The organism is Chlorobium sp. (genome assembly GCF_021740465.1).
GTDB lineage: Bacteria > Bacteroidota > Chlorobiia > Chlorobiales > Chlorobiaceae > Chlorobium.
Window position 1 is genome coordinate 150,479 of the sequence record NZ_JAIOZR010000001.1, and the last position, 21,799, is coordinate 172,277.

The 21,799-nt window shown below is 55.0% G+C and carries 16 protein-coding genes and 1 other RNA gene; 6 read left to right on the forward strand and 11 right to left on the reverse strand.

Features of this window, described 5'->3' with window-relative positions:
- Window positions 1–73 precede the first annotated feature (73 nt).
- Entirely contained in the window at window positions 74–805 is a 732-nt protein-coding gene (locus K9G39_RS00725; RefSeq protein WP_363319348.1) for a PmeII family type II restriction endonuclease, read from the forward strand.
- Window positions 806–958: 153 nt separating this feature from the next.
- On the opposite strand, the gene K9G39_RS00730 is transcribed toward K9G39_RS00725, so the two are convergent.
- From K9G39_RS00730 to bcp, 7 genes are all read right to left on the reverse strand, one after another.
- The gene (locus K9G39_RS00730) at window positions 959–2,134 is read right to left on the reverse strand and encodes a DUF3322 domain-containing protein (protein WP_292003002.1); all 1,176 of its coding nucleotides are present in this window, start codon (window positions 2,132–2,134) and stop codon (window positions 959–961) included.
- Window positions 2,131–5,496 carry an ATP-binding protein gene (locus K9G39_RS00735; protein ID WP_292003068.1) on the reverse strand — a complete coding sequence of 1,122 codons (3,366 nt, stop codon included), beginning with the start codon at window positions 5,494–5,496 and terminating at the stop codon, window positions 2,131–2,133. The genes K9G39_RS00730 and K9G39_RS00735 overlap by 4 nt, the downstream gene beginning before the upstream one ends.
- A complete protein-coding gene (locus K9G39_RS00740) occupies window positions 5,489–6,124 on the reverse strand; it encodes a DUF4194 domain-containing protein (protein WP_292003003.1) in 636 nt (211 codons plus the stop codon). Before K9G39_RS00740 ends, K9G39_RS00735 begins: the two co-directional genes overlap by 8 nt.
- Window positions 6,124–7,569, reverse strand: coding sequence for a DUF3375 domain-containing protein (locus K9G39_RS00745; RefSeq protein ID WP_292003004.1), 1,446 nt, complete (start codon window positions 7,567–7,569; stop codon window positions 6,124–6,126). Before K9G39_RS00745 ends, K9G39_RS00740 begins: the two co-directional genes overlap by 1 nt.
- 731 nt (window positions 7,570–8,300) lie before the next feature.
- Window positions 8,301–8,703, reverse strand: a transfer-messenger RNA (tmRNA) gene (gene ssrA, locus K9G39_RS00750).
- Between the two features lie 193 nt (window positions 8,704–8,896).
- Window positions 8,897–9,460, reverse strand: coding sequence for a YqgE/AlgH family protein (locus K9G39_RS00755; RefSeq protein ID WP_292003005.1), 564 nt, complete (start codon window positions 9,458–9,460; stop codon window positions 8,897–8,899).
- 8 nt (window positions 9,461–9,468) lie between these two features.
- Entirely contained in the window at window positions 9,469–9,939 is a 471-nt protein-coding gene (bcp, locus tag K9G39_RS00760) for a thioredoxin-dependent thiol peroxidase (protein ID WP_292003006.1), read from the reverse strand.
- A 78-nt stretch (window positions 9,940–10,017) separates the two neighbouring features.
- Between bcp and K9G39_RS00765 the strand changes: the two genes are divergently transcribed.
- Window positions 10,018–10,551, forward strand: a complete 534-nt coding sequence (locus tag K9G39_RS00765; RefSeq protein ID WP_292003007.1) for an NUDIX hydrolase — start codon at window positions 10,018–10,020, stop codon at window positions 10,549–10,551.
- Here K9G39_RS00765 and K9G39_RS00770 read toward each other — a convergent pair.
- From K9G39_RS00770 to K9G39_RS00785, 4 genes are read right to left on the reverse strand one after another with little or no spacing between them, the layout of a single operon-like run.
- On the reverse strand, window positions 10,548–11,828 hold the full coding sequence (locus tag K9G39_RS00770; RefSeq protein WP_292003008.1) for a mechanosensitive ion channel family protein: 1,281 nt from the start codon (window positions 11,826–11,828) through the stop codon (window positions 10,548–10,550). The two genes, K9G39_RS00765 and K9G39_RS00770, sit on opposite strands and share 4 nt — an antisense overlap.
- Window positions 11,825–13,624 carry an ATP-binding protein gene (locus tag K9G39_RS00775; protein ID WP_292003009.1) on the reverse strand — a complete coding sequence of 600 codons (1,800 nt, stop codon included), beginning with the start codon at window positions 13,622–13,624 and terminating at the stop codon, window positions 11,825–11,827. The genes K9G39_RS00770 and K9G39_RS00775 overlap by 4 nt, the downstream gene beginning before the upstream one ends.
- Window position 13,625: 1 nt before the next feature.
- A complete protein-coding gene (locus K9G39_RS00780) occupies window positions 13,626–14,327 on the reverse strand; it encodes a response regulator transcription factor (RefSeq protein WP_292003010.1) in 702 nt (233 codons plus the stop codon).
- A 17-nt stretch (window positions 14,328–14,344) separates the two neighbouring features.
- The gene (locus K9G39_RS00785; protein WP_292003011.1) at window positions 14,345–15,325 is read right to left on the reverse strand and encodes an ABC transporter ATP-binding protein; all 981 of its coding nucleotides are present in this window, start codon (window positions 15,323–15,325) and stop codon (window positions 14,345–14,347) included.
- A 68-nt stretch (window positions 15,326–15,393) separates the two neighbouring features.
- Here K9G39_RS00785 and mfd point away from each other — a divergent pair, with 68 nt between their 5' ends.
- From mfd to K9G39_RS00805, 4 genes are all read left to right on the forward strand, one after another.
- On the forward strand, window positions 15,394–18,720 hold the full coding sequence (gene mfd, locus K9G39_RS00790; protein ID WP_292003012.1) for a transcription-repair coupling factor: 3,327 nt from the start codon (window positions 15,394–15,396) through the stop codon (window positions 18,718–18,720).
- A 103-nt stretch (window positions 18,721–18,823) separates the two neighbouring features.
- Entirely contained in the window at window positions 18,824–19,498 is a 675-nt protein-coding gene (locus K9G39_RS00795) for a 2Fe-2S iron-sulfur cluster-binding protein (RefSeq protein WP_292003013.1), read from the forward strand.
- 181 nt (window positions 19,499–19,679) lie between these two features.
- Complete coding sequence (locus K9G39_RS00800) at window positions 19,680–20,426, forward strand: 2Fe-2S iron-sulfur cluster-binding protein (RefSeq protein ID WP_292003014.1); 747 nt, start codon at window positions 19,680–19,682, stop codon at window positions 20,424–20,426.
- Between the two features lie 67 nt (window positions 20,427–20,493).
- On the forward strand, window positions 20,494–21,705 hold the full coding sequence (locus K9G39_RS00805; protein ID WP_292003015.1) for an alanine dehydrogenase: 1,212 nt from the start codon (window positions 20,494–20,496) through the stop codon (window positions 21,703–21,705).
- Window positions 21,706–21,799 lie beyond the last annotated feature (94 nt).

The window sequence follows — 21,799 nt, forward strand, 5'->3', positions numbered from 1 at the left end:
CACTGGGGCTGTTTTTCCGTTTTTGTGATGGTTTTGTGACGAAATGACCGGAGAAGCCTGTAAATACTGATGTCTGTATGAATCCCTGAACGACGTATCGACATACGTTGAAAACAATATCGGTACCTTTCACCAGAAAAGGATTGCAAGCCTCGACGGCTTGAGCCTGAAAAAAGTCCTGAAGAGAAAAAATCCCTACCTTTTCAAGGCGAAGTACGTTCTGACTGCCGAGGAAATCATCAGGGGCCTTGTCGATGCTCATATTTCATCGAACGAGGAAACAATTTTCGGCGACTGGCTTGAGGGACTTGCAATTTTCATCAACGGAAAAGTCTATGGGGGCTGGAAATCAGGAATTGATGGAATAGATCTTGAATTTGATAACGATGGGCAGCGATTCATGGTTAACATCAAGTCCGGCCCGAACTGGGGAAATGCAAGCCAGATAAAAAAAATGAAATCCGACTTCAGAACAGCGGCTAAAACGCTTCGTACCAGTAATTCAGGACTGCAGGTTGTTGCGATCAACGGCTGTTGCTATGGAAAGAGCACCAATCCCGATAAAGGGGATTATTACAAGTACTGCGGTCAAAAATTTTGGGAATTCATCTCTGGAAATGCCGAACTTTACACAGAAATCATCGAACCATTGGGACATAAAGCGAAAGAAAAAAACGATGAATTTCAGCAATCCTACGCCCAGAGAATCAACATGTTCACTAAGACCTTTACCTGCGAATACTGCAAGGACAACGGGACCATCGACTGGAAAAAACTCGTGGAATTCAACTCGTCGGCCAGCTGAAACATGTGACTTCCAAAATTTGTTTCAGATCGCGCCCCTTCCCATCCTCATTCCGCTCAAAACCCGTGGCTAAAAAATCATTTTTTATAGCATTTTGCAACTACCGGAACACAACCCACCAACCAACTGTTCCTGCGCTTCGCCGAAAAAACGTCACAATTTCGAAAGTGCAGTAAGCAGATAATCAAACCCGATGCGCTCCTGCTCCAGCCTGACCCGCTCACCCAGGCTGCCACTGCGCAAATCGTCGTACAGCGCCATTTCCTCACCGGTCAGCCTTGTCAGCTCCACGGTCTCGGGTGATGGCTCAACGCCCCATAGCGTTCTGTGAGCCAGAAGCGTCTCTCTGTCCATCAGCAGTGACTTCACTTCAGGAAAAAACCCGCGCAACTGATTGAGAATGGCGAAGCCGTGGGTATCGATGTCCCCCCAGTAATGGATCTTCCGCTCGCACACCCATTGGGCGTCTGCAAGGTTCTCGAAACCGTAACCGGCTCCAAAAATCACCATCGAGCGGAAAACAGGGGGAAATGCAAGGAAGTTGATTTCGTTTTCGGTAATGAACACCCTATCAACCGCAAGGTTGAGCCCGGCAAAGACTTGCTGCGTCAGGGTAATATCCTGATCGGCATCAACCGGCAGGAGTGCGAGATCCGAATCGAGAATCCTGAAGCGTACCCGCAAGGGTTTTTCCCGGAATCCGTAACGGCGGCAGAACCCCCCTGCACCTGAAGCCTCGGCATCGATAGCGTCCGATGGAAGCACGAGGTCGAACAGCTCACTCAGCACGCTACGATTCGCTTCGATAAACTTGCTGTGCACGCCCGGGAGATCGACCTGACGCAGATAAATATCCGAACGCGGATGCATCTGCAGCCAGGCGACGATCTGCAGAAGATTCGGCCACGATTCGGCAAGTTCAAGTGTGCGCAACGGACGCTTCCGGAGCCACGGAATCAGTTCGGGTTGCCTCTGGCGAGTCAGACGAACGAGATCGGTAAACCGTTCGGCATCGCGCACCTTGCCGATGAAGGCCAGCGCATCCCGAAGCGAATCGATCCATAGTTCCGCCGGAACTTCGTTGACACCGAGAACGCGATGATTGAACGTGCGCCAGACGATCCGGTAGTGCTTCGCCGCACCCGAAAGCTGCGCAATCCAGTCGCGGACCTCGGAAAACGATTCGCTGAGCTGCCGTGAATCGGGTCTTTTCAGGCTCAGACGTCGGGGAAAAAGCTCCTCGCCATCCATCAGAGCTGATAGCAGCCGTTCGCGATCCCAGAGTTTCTGCACCTGGGCCCTCAGATCAGCAGGAGTCGTCCAGTTCATCCTGGTTCTCCCTGTTTCGCTGCGCGATACTCCTCGATGGTGAGATTGCGCAGCACCGAAGCCCGTCCGTCCTCGTTATAAACAAAACCCACTCCCGAAACGTAGGGCTCGATAATATGGATTTTCTGAAGCGGAGTGACAATCAGCAGCTGCAGGTTGAGTTGTGCGAAAAGCTGCAGACCGTACTGGGCCGACTCATCGGAACCGCGCCCGAATGCCTCGTCGATAACCACGAACCGGAACGACCGCGAACGCACCGCCCCCCACTCCAGGCCGAACTGATAGGCCAGACTTGCGGCAAGCACGGTATAGGCAAGTTTCTCCTTCTGACCGCCTGATTTGCCTCCCGAATCAGCGTAGTGTTCATGCTCGCTGTCGTCTTCGCGCCACCGTTCGCTCGCCGCGAATACGAACCAGTTGCGCACGTCCGTAACCTTGGCGGCCCAGCGCCGGTCGAGATCCGCATGCTCCTCCCGACCACGGAACCGGTCGATGATCCGCCGTACCTGAAGGAATTTGGCTTCGGAATATTGCGCGTCATCCGAGCCGGTAAGGGCCCCCTCGGTGCAGGCACGCAGTTCCGACTGAAAGTCGCGGATATCGGCATCGAGACTCATCTGCGCTTCGAGGGTAATATAGCGGCCGGGATTATAGTCAATTTGCGTCAGAGACTCGTTGATGCGGGCAATGCGCTCTTTGATGCTTTCCCGTTCGCGCGCGAGCTGCGACTGAAAATTGGCTACTTCGCGGATGGTATTCTCGTTGAGCAGCTCCTTGAACCGAACCTCGAAACGAGGCAGGTCGTCCGCCCGAAGCTGATCGAGCATCGAACGGTACTCGAATCCGGCGGCAATGTTCACATCGACCTCGCGGGTTTCAAGTTTCCACTCCTCCTTGTACTCGGTCATCGCCCTGATGATCTTTTCGGCGATGCGGGAAAGCTTTTTGTCTTCCGAGTCGATTTTGTTCTGCAGAAAATCGCGCATCTCCCGTTCGCGGTTGTCGCATGACTCCACCGTCAGCGGCTGCCCGCCAAGCGCTTCGTCGCGCATCGACTCGAGCAGGGCGAACTGCCCCGCTGCCTCCGCGCCGGCTTCGTCCCGCAGCGCCTCCGCCTGCTGCCGCAACTCCCTGAACCCGCTGATCTTCTGCCCGGTTTTCGACCGCTTGTCCTTGCGCTCGTCGAGCTGGTGCTCCGTGGCCTGCAGTTCGCCCTCCACTTCGGCAAGCTGCCCGGCAAGGGTTTTCAGAATATCCGAAGCTGCTTCGAGATGGCGTTTTTCCGCTTCGAGCCTGGCGATGGCGACGGCCATCGGCTGCCAGTCAAGATCGCGGAAATCGGGATACTCGTCGAGCTTTGAAAGGACGGTGAGGCGATCTTTCAGAGCTTTCTGCTCCTGCTGCAACGCATACATCCGACCGGCAAGTCCGGCAAGATGCTTCTCCTGCCGCACGGCACTCTCTTCGAGCGCTGCGATCTTGGCGGCATTGCTCCACCCCAGCACATAGCGACTGCGATCGTCAAGCGGATGGCGGTCGTCTTTTTCGTGGCGTTCGCCCGGCGCCTTGATCTGTCCGGTGAGGGTAATGGCTTTTTTCTCGCGCCGGAACTCCTCCTGGTTCCTGCAGCAGACCAGATCGAAGCGATGAGCGACCTCCTGCGCCATCCAGTCGAAATAGGGCGAATCGGCCTTGATGGCGAGCTTGCGCACGAGAGAGGCTTCATGATCAGGCTGCCGCCCCCCCTGCGACTGCTGCCGCACCCGGAAATAGACCAGCCTTCCGTGAAGGTGGGTACGATCGACCCATTCCGCAACCGCGCCGTAATGACGGTCAGGCACCAGCAGGGAGAGACCGAAGTTCCGCAAAAGACGTTCGACAGCCCCTTCCCACTCCCGCTCCTCCTTGAGCACCTGCAGCAGCTCGCCGGCAAACGGCATATCATCTTCCGCAATATCCAGCGCATGGCATAGCGAACGACGAATGGCGATCTGCTTCTCATCGATGTTGCTGCGCCGTGCTTTCAGTCCTCTGATTTCGGCTGTCAGCCGCTCATGCTCCTGCCGTCCCTGGGTAAAAAGGACACCCGCCTCGTTGAGATCATTCTGGACCCTCGCCTCTCCGTCTGCGCACTCCTCGCGCATATCGCCATGAGCGGATCGCTGATTAAGGAACTCATCCACGTTCGAAGCGGGATGTTCCCCGAGCTGACGAACAAGCTCCTCATACCGCGCCGCCTTCTGGCGGCACCGTTCAAGCTCTGCCTGTTTCTGGCGGATTTCGGCGCCGATGCTCTCTATCCGGTCGCCTCCGTTTTCGGCAATGGTGCGGCGCAACTCCCGCTCACGTTCCTGCTGCAACCGGCGCTGTTCCTGCAGGCGCTCCACAGCCATACTGTGTCGACTCAGTTCCTCATCAAGCGAGGCAAGACGCTTGTCGAGCAGGTCGAGCTTGAGCGTTGCGAACCAGGGGCGCAGCGATTCGCGGCATGAGCGAAGGTTGTCGGCTGTCGCGGCAATCTCATGATGACGATCGCAATCAGCCACGAGAGGGTTCAGCATCTCTATCTGACGTCGAGCCTTGAGTACCGCTTCATGAGCACGATTGAGATTTTCGAAATGCTGGATAAGAGCGGCTATGCGGGGCGCCACGTCGAACGGTTCGAGCATGTGCGTGCGCACGAAATCTGTCAGGTTGCCCACCGACTTGAGCGAAACGGTCTGATGGAACAGATCGAGCGCCTGTTCGTTGTCGATGCCGAAACGGCGACGGAACCATGCCCCGTAAGGCGGAAAGCTGTCGAACAGCTCAACGCCTTCACTGCGCAGTCGTTTGCGCAAACCGGCGATATCAGTACCGAAGCCCGTAAAGTCCCGAGCGATGGAGAGGTCGCGTTCGCATGCTGCATACAGACGTGCAGGCTGTGCGACCGCATCCTTCATCCAGAAAACCTGGGCCAGGGTCACCGTCTTGTCATACCCTTCGTTATGGAACACGCCGAGAATCACCGAATAACTGTTGATTTCGCGCAAGGCGACCGGTTTTGCGCCTCCGACGCTCTCCTGACGTTCCGACTTGAAATAGCCAAGCACGTAGGAACGCAGCGAACGCTCGCGGGTATCGGCGCCTGCCGCCTTGTTATAGGCAATACGCTGGCTCGGCACCAGAAGCGTGGTCACGGCATCGACCAGCGTCGATTTTCCCGATCCGATATCCCCCGTCAGAAGTTCGTTCTTTCCTCCAAGCCGCAACGTCCAGACTCGCCCGTCGAAGGTTCCCCAGTTGAAAACCTCAAGACGCTGCAATCGAAAACCGGCCAGACGATCATCGGCAACAAATCCCATTTCAAGCAGCTCACTCATCGCGACCCTCCATCGGTTCCGCAGGACGCTGCAGGTATTCGTCGAGCCGACGATCGAAATCGGCCAGCCACTGGGCATCGATAAAAGCCTTGATGATCCGGCGGACTTCGATCATCTGCCTCTCGCCCCGCAAACGGCGGATAAAACCAAGCTCGGCAATTTTATTGAGCGAGGCATCCACCTGATCGATCAGCCTGACCTCGTTGCTGCCGGGAGGGAGAAAAATCCGGATCAGTTCGACTACTTCATCCCTCGACAGAATCAGTCGCGTCTCTCCGGCACCGGCATCGAATTCGGCAAGTTTTTTGCGTAACAGCGCCAGGAGCAGGCTGACCGGATAGCTGAGCTGACGGCGTGCCATCAGGCGGGGAGTTGGAATCGTCCCCTCTGCTCCGCTTTCAGAGCGGGAACGCAAAAAAGCATACCCTTCAGCTTCGTCGAAAATCAATTCCAGACCAAGCACCGCCACGTAATCACGCACGGCTGACGACAGGTTAAACAGAGAGTTCCATAATGCAGGGCTTTCATCCTGGTAGATCACCCCCTTCAAAAGAGGAATCACGACAAAAGAGAGATCCTGAACCGGGTGGGGAGGATAGCTGTTTTCTATGTCTGTATGGTTCATCATCAGTTTCTCAATAAAATAATACGAGGCAAGGTCGCCTGCCGGGTGATTCCCGACGCACTCTGCCACCTGACTTCATCATCCTCACCTTCATCCACCGTCTTCCGGGGCCACTCCCCGGCAATCTGCAGATAAGCAACCAGCTCGGCCAGCCCGTTTCGTAACGGATGACGCATAACCACCTCCCCGATGGTGATCTGGCTGCACGTCTGAAGTTCGATCCGGATATTTCGCAACAGTTCGGCCCGATCGACCGTCACCTGGGCGTAAAGAATTGCGGTATCGATCTCCGCATCCCCTTCGTCGAGGGCGATGCCGGCAATCAATGGAGTGAATGGAAGTCGATAAAGCGCCCGTTCGAAAGGCAGTTCGATGAGTGCCGAAAAACCCTCGAGAGGCATAAAGCCACCCGAAGGAAAATCTTCGCGCAACTCAAGCGCATGGGTTTCAATCCCCCGAAGAATATCCATGATACGCCGGTTCTCAAGCCACGCCTTGTCATCGAGAAACCTGCGCAACTGCTCGGAAAGCCGGGCCACCGTCCGCTGCGTGTGCTCTCCTGCCTCCAGCCAGTCGTAGTGTACGCGCCGCAAACGGCTGTCGGGGCGCATCGTCACAATCGGCGGCAAATCCAACACCGTTTCCAGAAGCAGGCTCAACTCCTCCTGGCGGGACTGCGACATGAGAAAATCCCAGAATGCCCTGAAACTTTTGCCCTGATCGGAATCTGCGATGGCATCGCGCTCTCCCATGATCTCCTCGAGCAGCGCACCCTTCGATCCCTCCCAGAGGGCAATTCGCTCACGTACCCGGCGATCGAGAATACGAAAGTTATGCTCCACCTCACGAAAATCGGACAAGAGGTCACGTGCCAGTTGCAAAAACTGCTGGAAACGATCCTTCAGAGCCGTATCATCCAGCAGCGATATCTCGCCGGCAAGGATGCGATCGATCTCGTCATCGATCTCCTGACGACGATCCTGGAGTTCCGCAATACGTACCTCAGGATCGGCCTGGCTTCCCGTGCTCATCTGGCGCAACAGTTCAAACAGGGTAATAAGTCGCGACTCCGTGCCGACAAAAGTACGCTCGCTCAACCCATCAAGCCAGGACAACGCCTTTTCGGTTGCCGCAGTCAGGTCGAAATGCGGTTCGTCTGTTCCTTCCGGATAAAATTTGCGCAACCATCCCTTCTCGTTGTCGGCCCAATCGTTCAGATAGTTTTGAGCCGTACCGGGAAAAAGATCTGCACCCTGTTGCTGGCGCAAGGCGAACAGCTCGTCTTCGAGCGCCTCGACCAGATCTGCCTGGGAAAGTATCCGCACATTGGGAACAATAAACACCCGGTGCAGAAAACTGGCTACCAGTGGCGCATGCTGGGCGCGAAGAAGCCGCCATGCAGGATGATTCTGGCGGAGAAGCTCCAGTGTGGTATAGTCGAGAGCCAAAAGTGCACTATTGGTTTTGGTAAAAAAAGACGCACATAGAAGCGTATCGGATTTGAGGCGAAATTAAAATTTTTTCTCCGGTTTTCTTTCGATCGCCTTTCATTGCAGATAAATTACCACAACAACACATTGATGTACTATGTTGCCATCCTTTTTATGCACCACATCCGCGAAATCGCGATAGAACCACGATTGCATGAACATGATCGGGCATAATTACGAACGGATCGGCGTTATTCCCGGAAATTTCATTCCATACGGATTGAACCATTTCACTTCCAGACAGGCACGAGGACCTGCCCCTACGGGGAATTATGCAATGTGTCTGATTGCCAATTGGACGGATTGTTTCTAATGTATTCCCTGAGGCGGGTCAACTCCTGTTCGGTACGCACGATATGTTCCCAATAATTGCGCTGCAATATCCTTCTCTGCTGCGTTGGACAGGAACTGCATGAACCGGCATTGCTATATTTGGTTACGGCGGATTTTTACGACAGGATTATGGGTGGGACTAACCCGGAAACAGGCCCCCCGAACAGGCACTGACGATTATGCGTACATATTGTAACAAAATATGCCCCGGACTGCGAATAATCGTAGCCTTGCAGGCAAATGGAACGACGGTGTTTCTTCATCATGATTCGAAACGCATATTCGTTTCCGAAAACCTGAAAACCGAACAGACCAAAACGCGAAAAACCCGTCTTGCGACGGGTTTTTCCGGGGTTTTGTGGAGATGGCGGGACTCGAACCCGCGTCCAGAACACTGCTCAATAAGGCCACCACACTCATCTCCGGTGTTTGAATTTTCGTGAACCATGTACACCTCCGGCAGCGTTCGGTTCCTTATCCTGAATGTGTATTCATCCGCCCCTTCAGGCAAAAACGAATGAAGCTTACTTGCGCGAGCGTTAGCTCAAGCGCGGATTATGCCATTTTGCGTTTTCAGAGTAAGCGCCTCCGCCGCAAAACGATGGCCGATTAATTAACTTGTGCTAATCAGGCAGCCATTGCATACGAATAATCGTCTGCATCTATTTGTTACATAGACTTCTTTAACGAGTCCGTCCATGCTGAAACTCGGAGTGCAGCATTATTTCACACCTGCCCTGTCGAAAGCCTGTCATCCCCAATACCATGCAAAGAACAGTGTTGCCCGATGGCAACCATATATATACATTCAAATAATAACCGCAAAACAATACCTAACGTTCAGATTGCAGCATGCTTAAAAACATTTCGTCGAAAAAGGTTCTCGTTTGGGGAGTGATCTCCTGGATCGTCGTGGTAATCCTCCTCACTGTATTCGGCGGCTGAACGGCAGTCAGTTGAGACCCGGCAGTTCCGGAGAATTGGCAACAATGCGGTATTCGCCGCCTTTCGAACGAACCGAACGGCTCCACATGCGCTCGTATTCTCCTCCGAAAACCACCTCCCTGGTAGCCTCTGCAGTATACCACGAGCCCTCTTCGAACTCCTGTTCGAGCTGCCCCGCTCCCCAGCCGGCATAGCCGAGGAAAAAACGGATCTCGCCCGGATGGATCACGCCGGTATTGATGAGAAAGCTCAGCTGGTCCTTGTCACCGCCCCAGTATATGCCGTCGAAAATCTCCACGGCGCCGTCGATGCTCTCGCCTCTGGAGTGGATGAAGTGAACCGTATCGACCTGTACCGGACCGCCCATATGCAGGGGTTCCTCGATATCCTCGAAACCGGCTATCGCTTCGCATACCTTGAATTCCATGGGTCGGTTGAGAATGAAGCCCATGGAGCCCTGTTCGTTGTGTTCGCACATGAGCAGAACCGTTCTCTTGAAGTTCGACTCAAGTAGATTGGCCGACGCAAGCAGGAGCTTGCCAGGCCTGAGATGCTCGAATTCGTTTACCATGCCAGATGTCACGTTTTTTTACCCAGATAGTTCAATATTTCCTCTGCATGCGAGGCCGGCGTCACTTTCGGCCATACCATTTCAATCATTCCCTGTTCATCGATAAGATAGGTTACCCGGCTGGTACCCATGTACTCCTTTCCCATGAACTTCTTTTTGCCCCACACGCCATACGACTCGACGATCTTTTTCTCTTCGTCGGCCACAAGACGGAATGGTAACTGGTACTTGTCGGCAAATTTGGCGTGCTTTGCACCGCTGTCGATGCTCACCCCCAGGACTTCTACTCCTATCTTTATAAAGTTAGGGAAATTATCGCGAAAAGCGCAAGCCTCCTTCGTACATCCCGGCGTATCATCCTTCGGGTAGAAGTAAAGCACCACTTTTTTCCCCCGGTAGTCTTCGAGGGAAATCTGCCTGCCGAACTGATCGGGCCCTGAAACCGGCGGTGCTGCAGAGCCTGGAGAAAGAAGTGCCATCGGTGAAACTTATTTATGTTACTGAAACGTTTTACCTACTAAATCAAAGCCTCAGGCAAAAAGTTTCTCCATAACACCATGATTTCATACTCATTTTGTCCGGTATGCGGCAAGCCGCTTTCAGAGGGCGTAATAGAGGGCCGGACAAGGATGTTCTGCGCCTCCTGCGGGTGGGTTCACTACCGGAACCCACTGCCGGTTGCCGTGGCCTATACGGTAAACCGGCACAACGAGCTCCTGGTAATCCGCCGGGCTCACGAACCGGCAATCAACGAATGGGCCCTTCCCGGAGGATTTCTTGAAGAGGGCGAAGAACCGCACGAGGGGTGCCTGCGGGAGCTGATGGAGGAAACATCCCTCGACGGCCGGGTGGAACGGCTTATCGGCATCTACCACCGCAACGTCGATCTTTACGGATCACTGCTGATTGTAGCCTACAAGGTCGTCGTCGTCGACCATGAGTGCATGACCCCGAACCACGAGGTATCTGAAGCGGGTTTTTTCGGCGAGTGTAATTGTCCGCAGATCAACATCCCCCTGCACCGGCACATCATCGAGGAGAACCGGAGGTTCGAAAACCTTGCCGGAGTCACAGGAAACCCTGTGCTTTAAGGCTGTGGGGCGATATCCTGCTGCTGGCCTCCGAACACCCTTGCGGCTTCAGTAAGGTCGTTACCTGACGGTTTCTGAAAAACCCGAAGTCCGAAAAACGGCAGCACTGCCAGCAGGTGGTCCATGATGTCGGCCTGAACATTTTCGTAATTCCCCCAGGCGACATCGTTGCAGAACACATAAAACTGGACGGGAATACCGTTTTCCGCGGGCTGCATGTGTCGGACAATAAGAGTCATATCGGTGTTGATCTTGGGGTGTGTGCGGAGATAGGCCATTACGTAGGCACGAAATGTACCAAGATTGGTCAACCGGCGACCGTTGACCGGAACTGCGGCATCGAAAGCAAAGCGACTGTTGTAGTCCTCAAGTTCTCTGGTTTTTGCATCAAGGTATTCGCGAAGCAATACGATGCTGCGCAGTTTCTCGAGCATGGCCGCATCGCAGAATTGCACGCTCCGCATGTCGATGTTGATCGAACGCATGATTCTGCGCGCGCCGGATTCGCTCATCCCCCGCCAGTTCCTGAACCCTTCTGAAATCAACGCATAAGCGGGTATAACCGTAATAGTCTTGTCCCAGTTCTGCACCGAAACCGTTACAAGCGAAATGTCGCTCACCTCTCCGTCTGCCCCGTATTTCGGCATTTCGATCCAGTCGCCCGGCTTCACAAGATTGTTCGTGGTTAGCTGGATACCCGCGACAAACCCGAGTATCGAGTCTTTGAAAATCAGAATGATCACTGCCGTAAAGGCACCAAGACCGCTGAAAAACACCAGAGGCGAAGTCCCCAGCAGCTTCGCTATCACGATAATCACCCCGGAACTCACCACGAAAGTTTTAATGACCTGAATGAAGCTTTTCAACGGAACCCGATCCGATGCCGGATGCCCGTCGTAATATTCCAGAAGGGCATCAAGAGCTCCGAGAAACAGAAGAATGGCAACAATAGTAAAGTATATCGACAGCAACGACTGTACCGGGACAATGAGATAGGGATAAAACGAAAAAACCGGATGAACCAGATTGTAGAGCAGAACGGGCGGTAAAAGACGGACCATCCAGGAAAAAACCCGATGCTTGTGCAGCAGGTCGTCCATTCTGGTCGGTGTTTTTCTTGTAAAAACTGTCACCACCCTGAGCAGGATTCTCCTCGATGCAAACTCTATTAACACCACGATCAACACCGATGCAAGAACCAGCAGTGCTGTTGACAGCAATGTAGCCTGCTCTTTTTCAAAACCCTCTGCAAGCAACCATTCGATAAACACCTTCATATTGTTTCCTTCTTGATAGAAAATTCGGTGCCTGCCGCCGGGAGCGTTACGCTGAAGGTCGAGCCCTGATTGATTCTTGAACGTACTCCCACATGCCCCTTGTGGGCGAGCACGATGTGCTTGACGATGGCGAGTCCGAGTCCCGTACCGCCGAGACGGCGCGAACGTGCCTTGTCGACGCGATAGAAGCGCTCGAAAATACGGTTGAGGTCGGCCTGTGCGATTCCGATACCGTTGTCATCTATCTCCATGGTAACCTCATCGCCTGAACGGAAAAGCGAAATCCGTATTCGGCCGTTCAGGTCGTCGGCGTACTTGACGGCATTGTCGAGGAGATTGCGCACAACGATATCGAGATATCCCGCATCGCCGAAGACTTCAACGACATCCGGCTTATAGTTGCGTTCCATGCGCATCTGTTTTTTTCCGATGGCCGGCATGAGCAGTTCGACATTCCTGTCGATAATGCCGCGTAAATCCACGGGAGCGAAGGTATACTGGATTTTGCCCGATTCGATACTCGACAGGTCGAGTACATCGTTGACCAGGGCCGTAAGCTGTTCGCTCTCCTTGAGAATGATCTGCAGAAAAGCCGCTGCGTGCTCGGGATCGTGCATGGCGCCTTCGAGCAGCGTTTCGGTATACCCCTTGATGCTGGTGAGGGGCGTGCGCAACTCATGGGAAACGCTCGAAACGAAATCACGCCTGATCCTTTCAAGGTTCCTCAGCCGGGTGATATCGTTGAACACGAAAACCGTCCCTTCCGGGCGGCTCCCTTTCATCACCGGCATGGAACTGATCTGCATGATCCGGGTGCCTTTGGCGGTCGCAAGCGTAACCTCCTCCTTCAGGAGCGTGCTCCTTTTTTCGTGAACACCCTCGAGCAGCTCCTGAAGCCCCCGGTCGGAAAGGGTCCTGAGTGGCCTCGAAGTGCGAATGGAGCTCTCTATACGGAAAAGACGGGATGCGACCGGATTGACCAGAATGATCTCGCCCGAAGCGTTGGTTACAATGATGGCCTCGCGTATGCCGGAAAACACCGCCTGATACCACTCCTCCTGTCGTCGGTGCCGGGTGATCTCCTCCGAAAGATAGTTGATACCCCGGGCAAGCTTGCCGATCTCGTCGTTGCGATGTACCGGTATGAGGCCGTTGAAATCACCGTGAACCCGCTTTTCAGCCGCTTCGGCAAGCCTCCTGAGCGGCCGGGCGAGAATAACTGCCGTTATCAGGCCGGCAAGCAGGGAAAAAAGCAGCGCCCAGAACAACCCGGCTTCCATACTTTTGCGCACCTCCGTTTCAAGCGCGCCGATATCGCGTACCGGCTTGGCGAAACGCAGCACCCCGTAGAGCCGTGGCTTGCCGAGGGGAACGGCCATATAGAGCATGTTCTCGCCTACGGTTCGGCTGTAGCGGATATGCTGGCCGTACCCGGTTTTCAGCGCCGCCTGTACTTCAGGCCTCCCGAGATGGTTTTCCATTGATCCGAGATTCGAAAGGGGAACGTAGGAATCCCCCACTACGCGCCCGTCCGGGGTGATGAGGGTAACCCTGAGATCGAGAATCCTTCCTGTACGGTCCGCCCAGAGATCGGATGCCGACAGGGCATCCCACCCTGCAGGCCTCTTTTCAAGCATTTCGCGGCTGAGACTGAGCTCCCGATAGACTTCCTGCCGGATACCTTCGAGCAGGAGCTGGTTTATAAGGCGGCCCTGCGAGAAATAGCTGAGTGCTGCGGTAAAAAATACAAGCAGACCGAAAACGATGCCGAGCCTTACCGATACCCTGGCAAGCATCTCAGGCTTCCTCTCCCTGCTCTTCGAACTTGTAGCCGAGTCCTCTGACGGTTTTGATCATTTTTCCGGTCTCTCCGAGCTTTTCGCGAAGTCTGGTAATATGGGTATCGATGGTTCGGGTATTGATGGTTTTATCGACGTCCCACACGTCGCTCAGCAGCATCTCCCGCGACTGGGCCTGCCCGCGGCGCTTGAGCAGGGCGACGAGCAGCTTGAACTCCATGAGGGTCAACACCAGAGCCTTCCCTTCGAGGGTGACCTGGTGGCGGGTGATATCGACATCGAGCCCTCCGGCGCTGAGCACCTCATGAATACCGGCCCGCTGCCGCCGATCGCGCTTGAGAATGGCGCGGATACGCAGATTCAGCTCCCTGGGGCTGAACGGTTTGACCACGTAGTCGTCGATGCCGAGCTCGAAACCCAGCACCTTGTCGATCTCCTCGCCTTTCGCTGTCAGCATGATGATGGGAATATCCTTGAGAAGCTGGTGCTCCCTCACCTTCCGGCAGACTTCGAATCCGTCGATCCCCGGCAGCATGATGTCAAGCAGAATAAGATCGAAACTGCGCCGGGCAAGCTGATCGAGAGCATCCTCTCCCGTGCCGGAAAGATGAAACTTGTATCCGGCACGTTCAAGATTGTAGCCGAGCAGTTTGGCAAGGTTCTGATCGTCCTCGACGACGAGTAGCAGTGGTTCAGACATCGTTGTTGCATTAGTTGTTATTCGCCGGGAAAACGTTCTCCTGCCTTCCAGCAGGCAGCCTCATGATCCTCTTCGTAGACGATGAGCGGCGGTTTTTCCTTCCGGCACCGGTCGTCGGAAAGAGGACACCTTCCGGCGAACCTGCAGCCGTCGGGCAGCCGGGTCGCACTCGGCACACTCCCTTCGATAACGTGCAGCCTCTCCTTTCGCGAACCGAGACGGGGAATGGATTTCAGGAGCCCCCGAGTGTAGGGATGCAGCGGATTGCTGAAAATCCGTCGGACAGCGCCTTTTTCCACGATACCCGAAGCGTACATGACGATAACCTCCTCGCAAAGCTCGGCCACGACGCCGAAGTCGTGGGTGATGAGCATCACGCTCATGCCGGTATCGCTCTGCAGCTTTCCGATCAGATCGAGAATCTGGGCCTGTACGGTAACGTCGAGGGCCGTGGTCGGCTCGTCGGCAATCAGCAGCGCCGGGTTGCAGGAGAGCGCCATGGCGATCATGATCCGCTGGCGCATGCCCCCCGAAAGCTCGTGGGGATAGGAGGAGAAGCGCTGCGACGGATCGGGAATGCCGACAAGATGAAGCAGTTCGATGGAACGCTCCCTGGCTTCCTTCCGCGAAATCCTGCGGTGCAGCAGAATCTGCTCCATGATCTGGTTGCCACAGGTAAAGACCGGATTGAGGGAACTCATCGGCTCCTGGAAAATCATGGCAATCTCGTTGCCTCTGATCCGCTGCATTCCTTCTTCCGGCAATTTGAGTATATTGTTACCTTTCCAGAAAATTTCCCCGCCGGCGAAGTAGCCCGGGGGCATGGGAACAAGTCTCATGATGGAGAGTGCCGTAACCGACTTGCCGCAACCCGATTCACCCACGATACCGAGCGTGCGGTTTTCGGCGAGCGAAAAACTCACCCCGTCTACAGCTTTTGCCACACCGTATCCGGTAGCATAATAGGTTTTGAGATTGTTCAGTTCGAGAATGTGCATAGACCAGGGTTATAGAGGTCCGGCCTGAATGCCGGGCCAAGCTTGAAAATAGGGTTTGTCAGACTTATATGAAAACGTTATCCGCATTAGACGGCAACAGCATGCCGGTTGTAAAAAAACCCCTCCCGTTCCTCTTCGATACCATCCGCCAGAGCGAACCGTTCCTCCAGCTGAAGCAGTCGCTCGAAGAGAGCCTCACCGAAACCGGACTACCTCCGACTCAGGTCAGGATAAAAGGCCTCAACGGCTCCCTCGCATCCCTGATCGCCGCAACGCTTTTTCTTGAGGCCGAAACGCCGCTGCTGGTGCTCGCCGGACCGGAAAAGGGCGAACTGTACGAAAACGATTTCGGCCTTCTCGTTCCCGAAGGTCTCTTTCTCAGCCTCTCCGACCAGATGCCTCCCGCCATGAAGGCGCTCTCCCAGCGCCAGCAGGTGCTGCTGCTTTCGTCGTTCAGCGAACTGCTCGATCCGCTCTGCCGGCCGAACGAAGTGCCGGGAAAGCTCTTCCAGCTCCATAGGGACAAGGAATGCGGCTACGAGCGTCTGAAGGCCTTCCTTCGCACCAACCGGTTCGAGCACCGCGAGTTCGTGGAGGATGAGGGCGAATTTTCCGTTCGCGGATCGATCATCGATATTTTCTCTTTCGGAGTGCAGGAGCCGGTGAGAGTCGAGTTTTTCGGCGACACCGTCACCTCGATCAGGCTCTTCGACATCAACTCCCAGCTTTCCGGAAAAACACTCGGCACCATAACCCTCACCGGCAACTTCGCCGGCGGCGACGAAGACGAAGGAGCGAAGCGGAACACCATTCTCGACTTCCTGCCCCCCTCGGCGCTCGTCATCGTCGACGACACGATGGAGCTCGAGGCAGCCGATGATCGCGATGCCCTGGAAAAGGCGCTTTCGGAGTTCCGCCAGATTCGAATATCGCCGCTTGCCTGCGACGGGCTCGATTTCCGCTCGCAGACGCAGCAGAAGTTCGTGGCCAACTTCCGCCTGTTTGCCGCCGAGTTGCAGAAAAACGCCGCAGAAAAACGAAGCCCGGTGTTCGCATCGGCCTCGAAAAGGGAGATCGACGAACTTGCCGAGTTTCTCGGTGACGAACTGCACGAAAGCGCCGGAACCGGACGCATCAGCGTCGAGTGGGTACCGCTTAACCTCCATTCGGGCTTTTCGTTCGGGAAAATCGAGCTGTACAGCGAATCCGATATTTTCGGAAAATTCCACACTCACAGAACGCACCGGAAGCGGAAAATAAAGGGCATCTCGCTCAAGGACCTGCACCGGCTCAAGATAGGGGACTACGTCGTTCATGAGGATTACGGCATAGGCATTTTCAAGTCCCTTGAAACCATAACCGCGGGCAATTCGGAACAGGAGTGCGTCCTGGTCGAATACGAGGACGGCGACCAGCTCTTCGTCAATGTCCAGAACATCAACCTGCTGTCGAAATACACCGCAGCTGAGGGCTCGCGCCCAACGCTCTCGAAACTCGGAAGCAGCAAGTGGGCGGCAAAAAAGGAGAAGGTCCGCAAGAAAATCAGGGATATCGCCATCAACCTGATCCGGCTCTACGCCGAACGAACCATGAAGCCAGGATTTTCATTCGAGCCCGACTCGATCTTTATGCGCGAGTTCGAAGCCTCGTTCATTTTCGAGGAGACCCCCGACCAGCTCAAGGCGATCGAGGAGGTCAAGGCCGACATGCAGAAACCGCACCCCATGGACCGGCTGATATGCGGCGACGCAGGTTTCGGTAAAACCGAAATCGCCATGCGGGCGACCTTCAAGGCCGTGGAATCGAAAAAGCAGGTAGCCATCCTCGCCCCCACAACCATTCTTGCCCACCAGCATCTCGAATCCTTCGAACGCCGCTTCGCCAATTTCCCGGTATCCATAACCGTGCTCAGCCGGTTCGTACCGAAAAAAGAGCAGCTGGAACGGCTGAAGAAAATCGAAAGGGGCGAAATCGACATCGTAATCGGCACACACAGGCTGGTCTCCAGGGATGTCCGTTTCAAGGATCTGGGACTGCTCATCATCGACGAAGAACAGCACTTCGGCGTCGAAGCCAAGGAGCGGCTCAGGGAGTTGTATCCCGAGGTCGACACGCTCACCATGTCCGCAACGCCGATTCCCCGGACGCTGCAGTTCTCGATGCTCGGCGCAAGAGATCTGTCGATAGTCTCGACACCGCCTAAAAACCGGCAGCCGGTGGAAACCGTCATTTCGGACTACGACACCGCCGTCATCCAGTCGGCCATCGAACGGGAGATACGGCGTCAGGGTCAGGTGTTCTTCCTGCACAACCGTATCAGCGGGCTCGAAGAGGTTCAGCACAAGCTCCGCGAGCTTGTGCCTTATGCAAGGATCGTCTGCGCGCACGGCCAGATGCCTTCACGCCAGCTTGAAAAGATCATGATGGACTTCATGCAGCAGGAGGTCGACGTGCTCATATCGACCTCGATCATCGGCTCGGGCCTCGACATCTCGAACGCCAATACCATCATCATCAACCGGGCCGACATGTTCGGGCTCTCCGATCTTTACCAGCTCCGGGGACGGGTCGGCCGAAGCGAACGGAAAGCGTTCTGCTACATGATTACCCCTCCGCTGCACACCCTCAAACGCGAAGCCGTGCAGCGGCTCGCCGTCATCGAAAGCTTTACCGAACTGGGATCCGGCTTTACCGTGGCGCTGCGCGACCTCGACATCCGGGGAGCCGGGAACCTGCTCGGGGCGGAACAGTCGGGGTTCATTCACGAGCTTGGCTTCGACCTCTATCAGAAAATGCTCGAAGAGACCGTCGCCGAACTCAAATCGACGCACTTCCGGGACCTTTTTGCCGAAGGAGGCACCGTACCCCTCAAACCTTCGGGAAGCTGCGATCTGGTCTTTTTCTTCGATGCCCTTATTCCCGACTACTACATTCATGCGGTTCACGAGCGCTTCAGCTTTTATGAAAAAATTTCCAAAGCCCGAAGCGAAAGCGAGCTGGAAGCCATCCGTTCCGAACTCGTCGACCGCTTCGGAACCCTGCCCGAAGAGGTGGCCAACATGCTCATGCTCTCGAAGCTCAAGCTCCTCGGAGCATCGACCGGCATCACGAAAATCGACATCCAGCCCGACCTCTTCACCATCTTCCTGCCCGACAGCACCCAGGAAAACATCGATCATCTGACCTTTTTTCAGTCACTGTTCCCCTCGGTACAGCAACCCTGGATGAAACCGTTCAGGCCGGGTTTTTCGATGGAGAAAAAAATGAAACTGATGCTCCGACGGCCCGAAAACACGCCCGCTACGGCGGAGGCCCTTCTTGCGACTTACACCGACGTACTCCGACAGCTCAGGGATGCGGCGCAGGAACAGCCGCAATCCGAAGCGATTTCCTGAACATTTTCCCCCATACCTTCACACCCCCGCAACTTTTTACCATTGCCGTCTCGTTACATGATTTGCAAGTGTTCAACTGAATAAGCATAAAACGATACAAGCAATGACTATCACCATAAACAACCGATCATGTGAAGCTGCAACCGGGGAGCGGCTTATCGATGTTGCACGCACCAATCACAGCCATATAGGATATTTCTGCGGTGGCAACGGCATCTGCCAGACCTGTTACGTAAAAGTGCTCGAAGGCGCGGAGCTGCTCTCTCCCCTCAGCGAAACGGAAAAAGCCATGCTTTCCGACCGCCTGATCGAGGAAGGAACAAGAATGGCCTGTCTTACCACAATCGAAAAACCCGGAACCATAAAAGTGCTGAGCGCCGTCGAGGAGGTCAAGGAGATGTTTGAAACCGCTCCCCACCTGCTTCCGGCTTATTCGGCAATAATGGGATGGGAGTCGCTGGTGAAAATCCCTGAAACCGTTTCCCTGCAGATCAACCGTACACTCCAGGGAAAATTCGACCTCGCACAGATTTTCTCCGACGTCGTCAAAGGTATCGGCGATGCCATCCAGCTTGTTGCCGAAGCGTTTTTCGGAACGCCAGCCGGGAAAGGAAAAAGCTCACTCTCCCCTGAACCGTGCACCGGAAAACTGCTCGACAGGGAAAGCATGAGCCATCTCCTTTCAGGATGCTGCGCCGCCAGTACCGCATCCAGCCATCCACAGCCAGACAGAAAAACGGCCCCGGCGCCTCATAATGGCAACGGTGTGCCGGCCTGATTTGCCTACAAAAGAGGCCCCTTTCGGTGGGCCTCTTTTGCTTGATACGCCGCACAAAATCCACCGGTCAATCGAAACCGCCCCGTGACCGGTCACCCGGTGATTGCGGTGTGATGAAATTGATTATATTTTATATCGAGGGGTAGTATAACAGCCTGTTCATCACTAACACTCTACAGCCATGATCATCTACATCAACGACAAACCATGCGAAGTGGCGGCCGGCGACCTTCTCCTGCAAGCGGCACAGCGCCATAACGCTCATATCGGATGCATCTGCGGCGGTAACGGCATATGCCAGAGCTGCTTTGTGTATGTAAAGGAAGGGGCCGAGCTGCTTTCACCGCCGAGCGATGAGGAAAAAGCTTTTATTTCCGACAAACTTTTCCAGGAAGGTGGCCGGCTGGCGTGCCAGACGATCATAACCGGTGAAGGCACCATCAGGGTGCTCACAAGAGCCGAAAACCTCAGAAGGATCGTGATCGGTCTCAACGTACCGGGATTCATCACCTATGCCCAGACCATAGGGTTCAATGTCGTCACGAAGCTTCCCGGCGGTGCGGCCAATCTCGTCTCGCGGGTCAGGGAAGGAAAGCTCAATCCACTGGACTCCATCGGTAAAATCGCGGGAGGCCTCCAGTACGGAGCCGGACTCGCCGTTCATACAGTAATGGAAGCCATTCCGGTACTCCAGGCTCCTGTCGCCCTCGTCTCGGGTGCGTTGCAAGGCAGTGGTTCACTGCTATCCGGTGCGTTGCAAGCACCCGTTTCACTGATTTCCGGAGCGGCCGGCGGTATCTTCAACGCAGCGTCCGGCATGCTCTGCACGGTTTCGGGCGGACGCCTCAGCCTGCCCGGATCGACCTGTACATCCGGAAATACGCCGCAGACGAAAGCTGTTGAAAGTGTAACCATAAGAGTGAAATAAGCCACTGCCTGCCGGGGCAGGCCCAAGGTCTGCCCCGGCCTTATAACTTTTGCTAAACGAACCCTCGATGGGATACGGTTGCGATTTCGAGTTTGACCTTGGCGTCAAAACACTTGAACGATGGCTGATCAAGCCGGAAAAAACCATGAACATTTCTCTCGGGATTCCCAGGGAAAGAGCTCAGGATGAACGGCGTGTGGCTATTTCGCCGGCGGGCGTACAGATACTGACCGAGCACGGCATAAGGGTTATCGTCGAAACAACTGCCGGGCAATTCTGCAACTTTTCCGACAGCGACTACGCCGAAGCGGGCGCAATCATCGCGCCTTCGCCGGAAGAGCTTTTCGGTCAGTCGAACGTCATTGTCAAGGTATCCCCACCGCAGCAGGAAGAACTGCCTCTGTTCACACCCGGTCAGATGCTCATTTCGGCGCTGCATCTCGGCACAATCAGCCGGCATCTCATAAAAACGCTGCTCGAAAAAAACGTCACCGCGCTGGGCTTCGAATTCATAGAAACACGCGACGGCGAACTCCCCATTGTAAGGACCCTGAGCGAAATAGCCGGTTCGCTGGCAATCCAGACTGCAGCGAAATATCTTGAGACCGGATACGGAGGAAGCGGCATTCTTCTGGGAGGCATTGCCGGTGTACCTCCGGCCAATGTGACCATTATCGGCGCGGGAACCGTTGGGCTGTTTGCCGCACAGGATGCACTTGGCCTTGGAGCCCAGGTGACGGTGATCGACAAGGAGATCAACCGGCTGCGACGGTTCGAAGCCTTTTTCAACCGCCATCTGGTAACGGCGATCGCCAACGACCACTATATTTCCGAGCTTGCAAAAACTTCGGACGTCCTGATCGGAGCACTCAGCCCGAAAAAGAAAATCATCCATCCACTGGTGAGCGAACAGGTCATCAAGTCGATGAAGCCGGGATCGGTCATTATCGATGTCTCCATAGACCAGGGTGCATGCTTCGCTACAAGCCGCCACACATCCCATACCAATCCGATCTATGTCAAGCACGGCGTAACGCACTACTGCGTTCCGAACATTCCTTCCGCCGTAGCCAAAACCGCATCGTTCGCCCTCACCAACACCCTGCTCCCCTTCCTTCTGAAACTGACCGAACATGAAACCGTTGCCGACATCCTGTGGAAAAGCCACAGCCTGAGAAAAGGCACCTATCTGTTCAAGGGGTATGTGACCAAGAAGATCCTCTCCGAACTGACCGATTTCCCTTTCAGGGAGATCGACATGCTGCTGGCAGCAAGCTGAAGAGAAAACCCGCCAGGAAGCCGTCTTCGGCTCCGGATAAACGCCGCACCACCACCAGCCCAAGCCCCTTTAGAGGGGCGCGAGTGCCAATTCG